The sequence below is a fragment of the Brevundimonas sp. GW821-FHT10A07 genome, from assembly GCF_059415785.1.
In genome coordinates, this window is the sequence record NZ_JBWKNX010000019.1 from 1 (window position 1) to 14560 (window position 14560).

A 14560-nucleotide genomic window follows, 5' to 3' on the forward strand; every position below is an offset into this window, starting at 1 on the left:
GTGACGTCCATCCCGAACCTCAAAAGGGGGTCCCTATTGCACGCCGATAGGGGGTCCCTTTTAGACGCCGATTGACAGCCGCCTGCCGAGGCGTCGGGCGACGCCGCAGCGCTTCAGCAAAGCACGGGACAGGAGGGCTGGGAACAGCGATCCGTCAAAGGACAACGTCGAGATCTCGGGTCCGTGGCGGCTGCGGTTTTGGCGGCGCCCTGCCTCTTTGATGCGTAAAAGGCCCGGGTCTCGCCCGCAGGTCCACAAGGCGCGAAGGGTGCGGCCCGGCCTCAGGGGGATGAGCGCGCCGGGCCGCAGGTCGAGGCACGAGGTCGGCGCGCCCTGACACCGCCACACTAGCAAAGCTTGAGGCATTTGGGGACGGGCTTTTATCGGACCGAGTGACGCGCGCCGCCTGAGTCCGCTAGACTGATCAACGGCGGGCTCCGGAACGATAGGGGCCGACCGGGAGCCGGGGGACGTCTGTGACGTCGGCGGCGGCCGGTGCTGAAACGCCGGGCTTCGTCGCAGAAGTTCCTGGCCCGCCCCCCCATTCGGACGCCGCATCTCGGCGCCTCAGGTTTGCGAGAAGGAGAATGTCGCCGCCCCCCTGGCTAGCCTGCTCTCCCTGGGTTCTCCTCATCTCGTGACGCGCTGGGTCTCAGCCGCGGCTCTTCCCAGGCGCGTTCGCCCGGCCCGACTGCGCCGCGAGGGAGCGTCGATCAGAACTGACGGCAGAGCGTGAACCGCAAGCCGGGCGGCCTGAACCTCGAGCTTGCGCAACGCGGCGCGCGATCCGCCCTTCAACCGCGCTACGTCAGGGTTCTCCGCCATCAAGTCTTCGAGCAAGGCGCGGCTTGTGCTGTTGAGCCAACGGCTGAGATCGTCGCTGGGGCGTCTGCCGCGTCCGACGGCGGCGCCCAGGATAAACCGGGACAGTTTTTCCTGCTGGGCGCGCAGATGATCGCGCATCAGCTTGGAGCGCGTGATGTAGCCGGCGTTCACGCCGGGCAGCGAGTGGTTCATCAAGAGGTGCATGTCCACCTCCGACACCTCCGCAGCCTGACCCAGGGTACGATAGGTCTGGCGCAGATCGTTTCCCCAGTGGCTGAGGACCCCGCGCTTTTCCTTATGCTCCTGAAGATGACCGCTCGGCGCGTCGCTCGGAAAGAGCCAAGTCCGTCCGCTGTTCGGATAGATAATCGGCCCGATGCGGCGCAGGCGGAAGACGCATTCCATCATGGTGCGAGACAGGGGAATATCGAAGGCCTTGGCCTCTCCGCCCTTGGGCTTGGTCAGGCGCAAGACGCGTTCGCGCAGATCGAGGTCGGCGATGCGGACATTTTTCATCACCTCGGGTCGCGATCCGGAGAGCAGCAGAAAGAGGTGAAACTCCCTGCGGATCGGGTTCTGGATCTTGGCGAGCTGTTCGAACCAGGCGGGCAAGTCGGCGACCCCCATGGCGGTATCCTTGCGATGCTCGGGATTCCAGTCCACCGCGCTCACCGGATTCTCCGCCGGGAGTTTTCGACAGGTCTTGCGGGCGTGATTGTAGACGGATCGGAAACTGCGCATCGCCCCGTTGGCGATCGCCGGGCCGTTGTTCTGGGTGATGAGGTCGTGCCGATCGGTGACTAGGAGGGGCGCGTCGCCGAACTCCGACAGCGGCCGGTCGAGCCAGTCGGCGAAGAGCCGCTCCATGTGATCCGTATAGCCTCGCAGCGTGCCTTCCGCGCGTTTCTTGCGCAGCAGATGCGAGGCCCTGAACCGACGCCAGGCCTCGCCGAGGGTCGGCACGCCATCGGGCGAGGTGATCGGCGCTCCGTCGATCTCGGCCGGGAGCGGCTTGACCTTCTTGACCTTGGGCGGTCGAGGATCCTCGCCCTTCCCAATCCGGCCGATGAGCGCCTTGGCCCGACTGCGCGCCTCGCGCGAGTTGATGGACCCCACCTCGCCGACCGCCATCCGGATGGTGGTCCGCGCGCCGTCCTCACCATGAAGATCGGCCTGGATCGTGAAGGTCTTGGAGGTCTTGCCCACGACCACGAAGAAGCCGCCGAGGTCGGTGTCGCGGGCGATATAGGGGCGATCGCGGGCCAGGGGCAGGCCGATCAGATTCTTGTCTGTGAGGGTCAAACGCAGGTTCGACATTTGCTGACTTTTTCGCGTGAAAAACGGTGAGATCGGGGCCAGAAAAACGGTGAGAAAAACGGTGAAATTGACGCCCGGAGGCAGCATGGTTTCAACCCGTAAATCTACGATAGCCCACGCCGTATCGCGAAAATACTCAATTATATCAATAATCTGGATCGCACACTTTCGCTGATTTCGCGGTGTTCGGAGCGCCGTACATCGGCATCTCTTAATCAGCGGGTCGTAGGTTCGAACCCTACATCACCCACCATCGTCTTTCCCTTTATAAATCAGAAAATTCAGCCGCTCTCCGGAACGAGACGGCTGTCGAACCGACTGCGAAATCACGGTTCGCGGCGTCGCGGGGCTGAGAGTCAGCAACTCGCATCTCGCCCTCAACCATCTTCGCCCGCCAGCGTCTTGGCTGGCGGGCGTCGCATCCGGCCTGCCCCTAGCGGTAGAGGGCCCGCTCTCGCGAGATGTCTTCACTGCTGTAGGGTTGAGCATCGCTGTCGAACCGGCTCCAACCGGAGGCGCGATAGGCTTCGCCGCGCGACACGGCGTCGAAGCCCTGGCGGCCGTTCAGGATGGCCTCGACCCGGCTTTCATCGTCACCGTCTGACTTGACGCTGACCAGGGTTCCGCCGCGCCGGACCCCTTCGGCGTAGACATTGGCGTCTTCGTCCGAGTGGCCGGCCTCCTTCAGGGCGCCGAGCAGGCCGCCTGTAGCGCCCCCGGCCGCCGCGCCTATGGCGGCGCCGACCGCCGTCGAGGCGAGCCAGCCTGCCGCCACGACCGGCCCAAGCCCGGGGATGGCCAACATTCCCAGACCGGCCAGGAGACCGGCCCCGGCCCCGGCCAGGCCGCCGGTCGCCGCGCCCGTGCCGGCTCCGTCGGCGACATCATTCTCTCCGTCGCCGTTGCGGTCGCCGAGCGGGCCCGCGCCGTCCTTGTGGGGATGCGAATGGCCGGCGTGCCAGTTGTCGGCGTTGTTGGACACGATGCTGATGTCGTCAGGCTTGAAGCCGGCGGCTTCCAGGTCTGACACGGCCTGCAGGGCCTGGGTGTGGCTGTCGAAGAGACGGGTGACGGTCGCCATTGGGCGCTCCTGAATCTGATGGTTTGAAAATCTGGGAAGACGCGCGCGCCTATTGCGCGGTGACGACGCCCTTGTAGTCGACCGAGACGGTGGCTTGAGCGCCGTCCTTCATGGCCGTGGCGGACCAGACGCCGTTCTCGTTTTGCATCAGCGGTCCGACGTCCGTGTAGCCTTGCTTCTCGATCGCTTCCCGGGCCTGGCCTTCGGTGAAGGAATTGGCGCCGGGCGTCAGCGCCGTGGTCTGGGTGGTGTCGTCCGTATCCACCGCAGGATTGCGGGGCGTTTCCGACGTCGAGACCGCCGGACCTTCGACCGGTCCGGTCGACTCGGCATTGTCGCCGCAAGCGGCCAGCAGAGCGCCGGCGGCGACGAGCGCGAAGATGGGCTTGATCATGATGCGTGTCCTTTCGAGATACAGATTTGAAGTGGCCTCCGCCTCAAATCGTTCCGAAAGAAACGCCAATTAGGGCCATCATCCGCGCAATAGAGTCGTAACGACCGCCTGCACTACGACAACGGCGGCGGCCTTTACTGCAACGCTTTGCAATTGGCTGATCGCTCGGCAGATATGAGTAAATCATCTGGTTCAACGCTACTGAAGCCAGACGCACTCGACCTATTTCCAGGCCGAAGTCTTTACGCCGGAAGGCCCCGTTCGGCGAGGGCTTGCCCCGACCCGGTCAAAGCCGCGTCGCGGTCTCACCCGCGGCAAGGCGCTAGACCTTGGCGATGCGCCCCCCTCCGGTCTCTATCGCATCCAGCAAGTCCATGACGGCGTCGAGGGTGTCCGCCTCGCGTGCGGGCTTGTCCCAGCGGATGCGGCTGACGCGGGGAAAACGCATCGCCACGCCCGACTTGTGCCGGGTCGAACGCTGAAGCCCCTCGAAGGCGATCTCCAGCACCAGGCCGAAATCCCGCTCGGCCCGCACCGACCGCACCGGCCCGAACCGGCCCACCGTGTGGTCGCGCACGAACTTGTCGAGCTGTTTCAGTTCTTCGTCGGTGAAGCCGAAATAGGCCTTGCCCACGGGGGTCAGCGCCCCCTCCTCCGTCCAGACCCCGAAGGTATAGTCGGAATAGAAGCTGGACCGTTTGCCGTGCCCGCGCTGGGCGTACATCAGGACGGCGTCGATGACGTGAGGATCCCGCTTCCACTTGAACCACGGCCCCTTGGGGCGGCCCGCCACATAGGGGCTGTCCCACCGCTTGAGCATCAGCCCCTCGGCCGCCGCCCCGACCGGCGGATCGGCCCGCAGCCGGGCCAGGCTGTCCCAGTCCGCATATTCGACCAGGGGCGACAGATGCAGCCGCCCGCCCCCATGGCCCTGGACCAGGGTCTCCAGTCGCGCCCGCCGCTCACGCAGGGACAGGCTTCGCAAATCCGTCGCGCCGTCCGCCAGCAGGTCATAGGCGACCACCGCCGCCGGAAAGGCCGCCATGGTCCTGGCGTCCACCGTCTTGCGGTTCAGCCTTTGTTGCAGGTCGCCGAAGGGGGCGATGGCGCCGTCGCGCCAGACCACCAGTTCGCCGTCCAGCGCGCCCTCGAACGCCAGGGCCTCCATCACATCGGGGAAGGCGCCCGAAATCTCGTCCCCGGTGCGGGACCACAGTTTGCGGACCGCGCCCTCGACCACCGCCTGAACCCGGATGCCGTCCCACTTCCATTCGGCGGCGTAGTCGGCCGGGTCCATCTTGGGAAAATCGACCGCCTCGTCGACAGCGACAGCTAGCATCACCGGGCGGAACCGCCCTGGCGCATCCGGGCTGGGCCGTTCGGCCCGTCCCTCCAGCCAGGCGAACAGATCGCCATAGGGGGGCGGGACCGCGTGCCAGACCTCCTCGATGGCCGAGACGTCCACCGGCTCAAGCGGCGTAATCGTCTCCGCCCCGTCCGGTGAAGGAGGCGTCAGACGCGTCTCGGGCCGCATCATCGCCGCCGCCGTCTTGGCCAGCCGGCCCGACAGCCCAACCCGCAACCCGCCGGTCATCAGCTTCAACAAGGCCCAGCGTCCCTTGGGCTCCAGGGCGTCCAGCCAGCCCTCCAGCAGGCCCTTGACCTCGGCGCGGGTCGCGGTCCGCAACCCCTCGATCACCTCGCCCAGTTCGGGCTCGCGATTGGGCCGGCGGTCGGACGGCGCCGGCCAGATCAGGGCGACCGTCTCGGCCAGGTCGCCGACATAGTCATAGGACCAGCCGAACAGCACCCCGTCCACCCGCGCCTCGACCGCCTTGCGGATCATGGCGGGCTTGGCCGCATCGAAGGTCAGGTCGCCGGTCAGGGCCGCCAGGGCCCAGCCCCGATCCGGATCGGGCGTCGTCTTCAGATAGTCCCGCACCAGCACCAGCTTGGCGTTCCGCGAGGCGGTCAGCGACAGGCGGTCCAGAAGTTCGGCGAAGGCGCGCATGGGCATCCATATGGGGCGCTCGAGACGTCGCCGTCAGCCCAGAACGAAAAACGCCCCGGAGGTTTCCCTCCGGGGCGCAGATCGGATCACGCGATGATCAGTTGAACAGTCCGGCGATGACGGCGGTGATCAGACCGCCCGCGACCGCCGCCAGCACCACGTCATTGCCGCTCCGGACATACTGATAGCCGCGCGGCGGCGCGCGCAGGCCGTAGCGGCCGTAGTCGTTCACCACATAACCGTTGCTGCGGTAATAGGACGGCATGCGCTGGCCATAGCTCCAGGTGCGAACCGCATAGCCGCGCGGGGCGACATAGCGCGGCGCATGATAGCGACGCTGGGCCTGCTGCCAGCGGCCGTACTGCCGTTGATCCTGGCGATACTCCTGGCGATCCTGACGCTGGTCCCGACGGAAGTCGCGGCGATCATCCCGGCGGTCGTGGCGGTCATCGCGTCTTTCGTCACGCCCGTCATGGCGATTGTGCTGGCGGTTGTCCTGGCGCTGTTCGTAGCGGCGGTCGTCACGAGACTGGGCCGAGGCGGCTCCGGCGGCGCCCACGGCGGTGGCGGCCAGGACCGCGGCCATCGTGGCGGTGAGAATCTTCTTCATGGGATGTCTCCATCTGCGGCCGAACCATTCGACTGCCCACACTATGGAGACCGGCGGCTGAGGCGGGTCTGAACCGGCGCGGTCGCCTGCCGTTCAGACCAGGACCGCCTTTCAGCCTCAATCAGGCGGCGACCGACTGTTCCGCAGGCGACATGGCGCGGCCCACGGCCTCGCGTCCGCCCGGAACACGGCTCATCATCTCGGCCAGGGCCCCGAAATCGATGGGTTTGGTCAGATAGGCGTCCGCGCCCGCGTCCAGGCCGGCCTGATGGTCTTCGCTGCGCGCCGAGGCGGACAGCACGACGATGGGCGTGTCGGCGTTGAGCCCCTGGCCTTCGCGGATCCTGCGGGTGGCGGTCAGGCCGTCCATCACCGGCATGTTGACGTCCATGATGATCAGGTCGAACTGCTGCTCGCTCGCCGCCTCCAGGGACAGTTGCCCGTTCTCGGCCGTGGCGGTGACATGCGAGGCCGTGCTCATCCAGGCCTCCAGAATCATGCGGTTCACCGGATGGTCCTCGACCACCAGCACCCGCAGGCTTTCACAGCATTCTATCTCGGTCTCGACCCGTTCGATCGAGACACGGCGGCTCCATTCCACCACCTCGGCTTCGACGGTCAGGGTGAAGCTCGACCCGCGGCCCACGGAGGAATCGACGCTGATGTCGCCGCCCATGATGTTGGCCATGCGTCGCGCGATGGTCAGCCCCAGGCCCGTGCCGCCGAACCGGCGCGTCGAGGAGGCGTCCACCTGGGTGAAGGGCTGGAACAACCGCTCGAGATCGGTCGGAGAAATGCCGGCTCCGCTGTCGGTGACGCAGAACTCGAACCCGACCCTGCGGTCGGAAATACGTCGGCCGCGCACGACATAGCGGATTTCGCCGACGTCGGTGAACTTGACCGCGTTCGAGAGCAGGTTCTGCACGACCTGGCAGACCCGTAGCGGATCCCCGCGCACCACGGCCGGAATGTCCCCTTCCAGTTCGGACACGAAGGTCAGCCCCTTGGCCTCGGCCTGGGCCTCGAAGGGTCCGGAAATCCGGCGCTGCAGGTCATCGACGACGACATCGACGACTTCGAAGGTCATCTTTCCCGCCTCGATCTTGGTCATGTCGAGGATGTCGTTCAGCAGGGACAGAAGATTGTCCCCGGAATTGCGGATGATCGACAGATATTCGCGCTGGGCCCCTTCAAGTCGCGTCGCACTGAGCAGCTGGGCCGCCCCGAGGACGCCGTTCATCGGCGTGCGAAGCTCGTGCGAGATGACGCCCAGGAAGTTCGACTTGGCGTCGTTGGCGGCGTCCGCCTTGTCGCGTGCAGCCTCCAGCTCCTCGATCAGATGGGCCTGATGCGCCTGGAAGGCGTCGATCCGACGCTCGCGCAGCATGGTCATGGTGACCAGGACGAACAGACAGGCCATGGTGAACGGCAGGACGGCCAACATCGACCAGAACTGCGGCGTCCCCCACAGGCTGAACAGGATAATACAGGCGGCGACGCCATAGGGCGAAGAGATGATGACGGCCTGCCGCGGCGAATTGCGCAACTGGGCGAAGACCAGCACATAGCCCGAAATGATCAGGGCGACGGCCAGGGTCTGACCGAACGCCGAATTCGAGAACCAGGCCATCAGCGGCGCAGCGGCCCATGCGGCGGTGGTGACGGTCGCCACGGCGGGGAAAACCATGCCCCAACCGACATCGACGCGGTGGCTGAGCTTGTGTTCGACGACGCCGCGGATGGAACCGGCCGCCAAAGTGACCACGAACCATATCATGGCCTGCCACCAAGCCACCGTGCCCAGCAGACCCAGGGCCCAGCTGGCGATGATCAGGTACCGCAGATATTGGGTCTGCAGGATGGCCGTCAGGGCCTGAGCAGGATCGCCCGCGCGCCGGTCGCCCGCAAAGGCCTTCGCGACGCCGTCAGATTCCACCATGTTCCAGCCGTCCCCACGTTCTGTTTGGTCGCGTGACGCTAGGACGAAGGTTCTAAGACGGAGTGAACGCTGGTTTTCTTCGCAATCAGGCGCTGTGGGAATCTTCGACGGGGGTGAGAGCCCGGATCGACAGGGCGTGAATCGGGCCCGACAGCTCCTGTTTCAGCACCCCGTTGACCGTCCTCTGCCGCTCCAGCCGCGACTGTCCTTCGAACGCCGCAGAAACGACCACCAGATTGAAGTGGCTTTCGCCGCCGGGCTTTGCGTCCATGCCGCCTTCGTGGTGGTGGCCGGCGTGCCGTCCGCTGTCGTCTTCGATCTCCAGCCGTTGCGGCGAAAGCGCGGCGTTCAGTTTTTCACGGATAATCGTCGCCACAGGGCCGTCTGACATGATCGTTTCCTTGAAGAGGTCCAATTCCACACTACACTTCGGGCGATGTCCGCTTCCTTTCAATACAAGCCGCGCTTCACCGACATTCGGGTCAAGCCGCCGAAGCCCGAGGAGGAAGCCGCCAAGGCGGACGTCCTGCACCTGAAGCCGGGCGAAAAACCGTGCCAATGGCCCGACTGCCGCAAGGCCGCGACCGCCAGGGCGCCCAAGTCGCGCGAGCGGCTGAACGACTTCTACGAGTTCTGCCAGGGGCATGCGGGCGAATACAACAAGGGCTGGAACTTCTACGCCGGAATGAGCGAAGGCCAGGTCCGCGCCGTCCAGGAGAACGAGGCCATGACCGGCGGTCGTCCGACCTGGGAGATGAAGGCCGGCAAGTTCACGCGCGAGGCCGCCGCCTTCTCCGCCAAGATGGGCACAGCGAACAACACCGGCGCCGGCTCCTGGCGTGACAGTTTCGGCCTGTTCGGCCGTCGCGGCGACCAGGCCCCGCAGTCCCCGACCGAGGACCGCCGAATCGGCAAGCTGGAACGCGCCGCCCTGGCCGATCTCGATCTCGATCCCGGCGCCGAGAAGGCCAAGATCAAGTCTCAGTACCACGACCTTCTGAAACGCTTCCATCCGGACACCAACGGCGGCGACCGCGGCGCCGAGGCCAAGCTGCAACGCGTCATCAAGGCCTGGAAGACACTGAAAAAGGCGGGCTTGGCCTAAACCAGGCTGGCGGATCCGCGCCTTCAGTCGGCGTAGATCATCTTGCGGGTCATGCCGCCGTCCACCGTCAGCACCTGTCCGGTGACGAATCCGGCCTCGACGAGATAGAGGACGGCCTCGGCGATGTCCTCGGCGCGTCCGACACGCCCCACGGGATGCTGGGCGTGATCGCTTTCACTCAGACCTTCCGGCGCGGCGATCCAGCCCGGCGCGATCGCATTGACCCTGATCTTCGGCCCCAGACTGATCGCCATCGCATGGGTCAGGGCGGACAGCGCGCCCTTGGCCGCAGCATAGGCCTCGGTCTGGGGCTCAGACATGATCGCCCGGGTCGAGGTCATGTGAATGATGCTGGCCCCTTCCCGCAGCATCGGGATGGCGGCGCGAGACATCAGGAAGGCGCCCGTCAGGTGGCTGTCCACCGTCCGGCGCCAGGCCTCCAGCGACAGGTCGGCCAGGGGGCCGTTGGTCGGATCAGCGACGCCGGCGTTGCTGACCAGAAGATCCAGCTCCGACCATCCCAGTTCGACAAAGGCCGCCGCGACCGAGGCTTCGTCGCCGACGTCGCAGAGAACCGACCGCGCGCCGGACGAGGCGGGCTTGAGGTCAAAGGCGGCGACCTCCCAGCCCCGATCCGTCAGGGCCTGACAAAGTCCGGCGCCGATCAGGCCTGCGCCCCCGGTGATGATCGCTCTCTTTTTCATAGTCACGCAAACCGCTGAGCCGAAGCCTGGTTGCAGCCGAAGTCAGGGCTGCCCGGCTCCATCAGTCGACGCCGTCATCAACGGGGCCGTCGGCTCCCGGAAATAGCGGTCGATGCCGTCCGCGACCGACTTCATCAAACGGCGACGCGCGCGTTCGTCGGTCAGCAGACGCTCGTCCTCGGGATTGGTGATGAAGCCCATCTCCAGCAGCACGGCCGGCACATCGGGCGCCAGCAGCACGGCCAGGCCGGCGTCACGGTGGCTGCGGCGCAGCAGCGGATGGTCGGAGCCTTCCAGATGGGTCAGCAGGACGCGGGCGAACTGGGCCGAACGGTTCTGGGTGGCGCGCTGGGTCATGTCCAGCAGGATACGGTCCACCGACGGGTCCCGCCCCGGCAGGTGCAGTTCGCGGTGCCAATTGTCGGTCCGCGTGAACTCGCGCACGGCCCGTCCGGCGCCCTGTTCCGACAGGGTATAGACGCTGGCGCCGCGCAGGGCCGGATCGGACCCGGCGTCGGCGTGCAGCGAGATGAACAGATCGGCGTCCGACTGGCGGGCGATGGAAACGCGGCGATACAGATCGACATAGGTGTCATCGGCCCGCGTCAGGCGAACCCGATAGCGGCCGGTGCGCTCCAGCTCGGTCTTTAGAACCAGGGCGGCGGCCAGGGTGACCTGTTTCTCACGGGTCAGGGCTCCGCTGGCGCCCGGGTCCTTGCCGCCGTGCCCCGCGTCGATGACGATCAGCGGGCGTTCGGCGCGACGCGGCGCCGGCGTCGTCCGCGGCGCGGGTCGTGACGCGGCTATAGCTCCACCGACAGCCTTCAGATCGACGACATAGCGATAATGGGCCACCCCGTCGCCGGGGGGCAGCAGAAAGCGGCGCTCGATCTCGCTGCCGCGCGCCAGCTCCAGCTCAATCCGTGACGCCCCGCCCGAGGCGCTGACCTGATAGGAGCGGACCAGGCCCGAACCGCCGCCGTTCAGGCCGCGGCCGGGCGCGACGCCGTTCAGGGCCAGGGTGACCCGGCCCGCGGCGCCTGTATCGATGACGCGCCCCTGTGTCGACTTGTCCAGATCGATGACCACGCGGGTCCGGTCGCCGTCCGCACCGAAGCGCACGCCCAGGACATCCCCCTGGGCGCCCCAGGCGAAACCCCGCGTCGAAAACAGGGCGACCGTGCAGATGACGACGAAGGCCAAGGCGGTCATCGCCCATTCCCTCGCGCCCCAGCGCTCTACACCTGTCAAAACACGACCGCCCATAACGACGTCGAACCCAATCCTACTGGAACCTGGTCGCCATGATGCCAGATGCTCGTATTCAGGGGGTTAAGGCCGAACACCTTTTAATTCGCGTCCGGCGTGACTATGATGTGACTGCTCGCGAACCGATCGCGCCTTCTTCGCCTCAGCGGAACCCGGCGCGCCCTCCTCGCGGCGCTGACTTTTCACCAATCCGAGAACCGCGCCGGCGTCGCCGGTGGTTCGAAGAGCGGACCAGTGTCGCGGCCTTACCCGTTCCAACGGATTGGCGCGCACGGTTCAGGACCGACGACCTCCATGGGCCTTTCCGCCTGCGTCCCCCTACGGCTTGACCAAGCCCGCTTCGCCGTTTTCGGCGAGGGGATTTCGCGCGCCCCGGCCCCTCCCCCCATTCGGCGAGCCGCCGTGACCCTGTCCAGAGTTCTGGAAGGGCCGGCCCGTGCGCGCCAGAGAGAGACTTTCCATGTCAAAGACAATGCTGATCGACGCGGCCCACCCGGAGGAAACCCGGGTCGCCATCGTGGACGGACGCCAGATTGAGGAATTCGATTTCGAATCCCGTGCGAAGCGCCAGCTTCGCGGCAACATCTACCTGGCCAAGGTCACCCGCGTAGAGCCCAGCCTGCAGGCTGCGTTCATTGAATACGGCGGCAACCGCCACGGCTTCCTGGCCTTCAACGAAATCCACCCGGACTACTACCAGATTCCGGTCGCCGACCGCGAAGCCATCATGGCCGAAGCGCATGACGACGACGATGACGACGATCTGGGCCGCGAATCCGACGACGACGCCGATCCCGAAGCCGCCCTGGCCGACGAGGAGCGGCTGAAGCGCCGCCTGATGCGCCGCTACAAGATCCAGGACGTCATCAAGCGCCGCCAGATCCTGCTGGTCCAGGTCGTCAAGGACGAGCGTGGCGCCAAGGGCGCGGCCCTGACCACCTGGCTGTCGCTGGCCGGCCGCTACTGCGTCCTGATGCCCAATACGGGCAAGGGCGGCGGCATCAGCCGCAAGATCACCAACACCTCCGACCGTCGCCGCCTGAAGAGCGCCGTCTCGGCCCTGGAAGTGCCCAAGGGCATGGGCCTGATCATCCGCACGGCCGGCGCCAAGCGCACCAAGGCCGAAATCAAGCGCGATTATCAATATCTGCTGCGGCTGTGGGAGACGATCCGCGAGACCACCCTCGCCTCCCACGCCCCCTCGGTCATCTACGAGGAAGAAAACCTGGTCCGCCGCGCCGTGCGCGACATGTTCGACAAGGATTTCGACGGCATCCAGGTGGAGGGCGTCGAGGGCTTCAAGGAGGCGCGCGACTTCATGCGCGTGCTGATGCCGTCGCAGGCCAAGAAGGTTCACCTGTATCGCGGCTCGCGCCCCCTGTTCGCGGCCAACGGCATCGAAGAACTGCTGACCCAGATCCACCAGCCGGTCGTGCCGCTGAAGTCCGGCGGCTATCTGGTCATCAACCAGACCGAGGCCCTGGTGGCCATTGACGTCAACTCGGGCCGCGCCACCAAGGAACGCAACGTCGAACAGACGGCGTTCAAGACCAATATGGAAGCGGCGGAAGAAGCGGCCCGCCAGCTGCGCCTGCGCGACCTCGCCGGCCTGGTCGTGATCGACTTCATCGACATGGATGAGGGCAAGAACAACCGCACGGTCGAGCGCGTGCTGAAGGACGCCCTGTCGTCCGACCGCGCCCGCATCCAGATGGGCCGCATCTCGCCCTTCGGCCTGATGGAGATCAGCCGCCAGCGCCGTCGCCTGGGCGTGATCGAGGGCGCGACAGAGGCCTGCCCGCACTGCCAGGGCACCGGCCGCATCCGCTCCGCCGAATCCGCAGCCCTGATGACGCTGCGCGCGGTCGATATCGAGGCCGGCAAGAACGGCGCGGGCGTCGTGGTGCTGAAGGTCTGCACCGCCGTCGGCCTGTACATCCTGAACCACAAGCGCGCCTATCTGCAGTCGCTGCTGGAGCGGCGCGGCCTGAACGTCATCGTCCAGATCGACGACAGCCTGGGCCAGGGCGAGCACAATATCGAACGGACCGAGACGAACGAGGACTTCGTCGCGCCCGAGATCGAGATGCCCAACCTCGACGACGACTTCGACGCCTCGCTGTACGAAGACGAGGATGAGGACGACGACGAGGAAATCGTCGGCGACGACGAGGACGAGGAAGACGTCGAGGCGCTGGACCGCGAGGACAGCGACGACGACGAGCCGCGCGAACGCGCTGAACGCGCCGAGTCCGGCGGTCGTGACCGGGGTCGGGGCCGCAACCGCCGCCGTCGCGGCGGTCGTCGGGACGAAGAGACCGCCGAGGTCTCCGACACCTCAGAAGCCGCTGATACGCTGAACATCGACGACGCCTCGGACGACGAAGAGGACGAGAACGGCCGTCGCCGTCGCCGGGGTCGCCGTGGCGGCCGCCGCGTCCGCGAGGACGGCGAGCGTGACGTCTACACCTGGGTCCGCGGCCGCACCCCGTCGCTGGACGATCCTTATGTCTGGTTCGACCCGCTGAACCCTGGCCGTCCCGAGGCGCGCGCCGAACGTCCGGATCGCGCCGAGCGTCCCCAGGCCGCACAGGCCGAGGTCGAAGGTCTGGACGCCGTGGCGTCAGAGGGCTCGGGCGAGGAAGGCGGCCGTTCGCGTCGCCGTCGTCGTCGTGGCCGGGGTCGGGGCGGCGACGCCATCGGCCAGGAGATCAAGGTCGAGAACCGCGCCACCAATGAGGGCATGCCGCCCGACGGTTCGCCCCTGACGCCGATGGCCGTAGCCGATGGAGCCGGGGCCGACGCCGTCCAGGCCCAGACGCCGGAGACGGAGGCCCCCGCCGTCGCGCCCGAACCCCAGCGTCGTCGCGTTCGCCGCAAGTCGGCCAGCGCCGACGCCGTGGTCCAGCCGGCACGGGAAACCGAAGCCGCGCTGGAACCGATCGAGACCGCCGCCGAGCCGCACGTCGAGCCGCACCCCGACACGGCCATCGAGCCGAACGAGGCGGCGCTCGAAGGCGCGCCGGTCGAACTGGACGTGACGCCGCAAGAGGCCCTGGCCGCCGAGCCGGTCATGGTCTCGCCGGTCGAACGGCCTGTCCCGCCGGTCGCTGTCGAACCCCAACCGGCGGCTCTGCCGGAACCGTTCGTCGCCCCGACGCCCGAGATCGACGTCGAGGCGATCATCGCCGAAGACCCGAACCAGATCTCGGCCCCGCCCGAAAAGCCCAAACGTGGGTGGTGGCGCCGCTGATCGGTCACGATTAGACTGTCAGGATGCAGACGGGGGTCGGCCGCTACTGGAG

General features: G+C 66.7%; 11 protein-coding genes. 2 read left to right on the forward strand and 9 right to left on the reverse strand.

Going from position 1 to position 14560, the window contains the following annotated elements; all coding sequences use genetic code 11:
• Nucleotides 1-630: 630 nt before the first annotated feature.
• The 7 genes from AC07NC_RS14490 to AC07NC_RS14520 all read right to left on the reverse strand — a co-directional run bounded on the left by AC07NC_RS14490 (nt 631) and on the right by AC07NC_RS14520 (nt 8568).
• Complete coding sequence (locus tag AC07NC_RS14490) at nt 631-2142, reverse strand: integrase arm-type DNA-binding domain-containing protein (protein WP_196066377.1); 1512 nt, start codon at nt 2140-2142, stop codon at nt 631-633.
• 433 nt (nt 2143-2575) lie between these two features.
• Nucleotides 2576-3223 (reverse strand): hypothetical protein, encoded by a 648-nt coding sequence (locus AC07NC_RS14495; protein WP_035306196.1) that lies wholly within the window; start codon nt 3221-3223, stop codon nt 2576-2578.
• A 49-nt stretch (nt 3224-3272) separates the two neighbouring features.
• A complete protein-coding gene (locus AC07NC_RS14500; RefSeq protein ID WP_230307641.1) occupies nt 3273-3617 on the reverse strand; it encodes a hypothetical protein in 345 nt (114 codons plus the stop codon).
• Between the two features lie 322 nt (nt 3618-3939).
• The gene (locus AC07NC_RS14505) at nt 3940-5628 is read right to left on the reverse strand and encodes a cisplatin damage response ATP-dependent DNA ligase (RefSeq protein WP_447941466.1); all 1689 of its coding nucleotides are present in this window, start codon (nt 5626-5628) and stop codon (nt 3940-3942) included.
• A 97-nt stretch (nt 5629-5725) separates the two neighbouring features.
• Entirely contained in the window at nt 5726-6238 is a 513-nt protein-coding gene (locus AC07NC_RS14510) for an RcnB family protein (RefSeq protein WP_008262246.1), read from the reverse strand.
• A gap of 121 nt (nt 6239-6359) precedes the next feature.
• Nucleotides 6360-8177 carry a response regulator gene (locus tag AC07NC_RS14515; protein WP_008263581.1) on the reverse strand — a complete coding sequence of 606 codons (1818 nt, stop codon included), beginning with the start codon at nt 8175-8177 and terminating at the stop codon, nt 6360-6362.
• An 85-nt stretch (nt 8178-8262) separates the two neighbouring features.
• The gene (locus AC07NC_RS14520; protein ID WP_035306246.1) at nt 8263-8568 is read right to left on the reverse strand and encodes a BolA family protein; all 306 of its coding nucleotides are present in this window, start codon (nt 8566-8568) and stop codon (nt 8263-8265) included.
• Nucleotides 8569-8613: 45 nt separating this feature from the next.
• On the opposite strand from AC07NC_RS14520, the gene AC07NC_RS14525 reads away from it, so the two are divergent.
• Nucleotides 8614-9282 carry a J domain-containing protein gene (locus AC07NC_RS14525; RefSeq protein ID WP_008261316.1) on the forward strand — a complete coding sequence of 223 codons (669 nt, stop codon included), beginning with the start codon at nt 8614-8616 and terminating at the stop codon, nt 9280-9282.
• A 23-nt stretch (nt 9283-9305) separates the two neighbouring features.
• On the opposite strand, the gene AC07NC_RS14530 is transcribed toward AC07NC_RS14525, so the two are convergent.
• The gene (locus tag AC07NC_RS14530) at nt 9306-9986 is read right to left on the reverse strand and encodes an SDR family oxidoreductase (protein WP_035306188.1); all 681 of its coding nucleotides are present in this window, start codon (nt 9984-9986) and stop codon (nt 9306-9308) included.
• Between the two features lie 42 nt (nt 9987-10028).
• Entirely contained in the window at nt 10029-11198 is a 1170-nt protein-coding gene (locus AC07NC_RS14535; RefSeq protein WP_008258855.1) for an N-acetylmuramoyl-L-alanine amidase family protein, read from the reverse strand.
• 517 nt (nt 11199-11715) lie between these two features.
• Here AC07NC_RS14535 and AC07NC_RS14540 point away from each other — a divergent pair.
• Nucleotides 11716-14508: an Rne/Rng family ribonuclease gene (locus tag AC07NC_RS14540; protein WP_196066378.1), complete on the forward strand. Its 2793-nt coding sequence runs from the start codon at nt 11716-11718 to the stop codon at nt 14506-14508.
• The last annotated feature ends 52 nt before the right edge of the window (nt 14509-14560 follow it).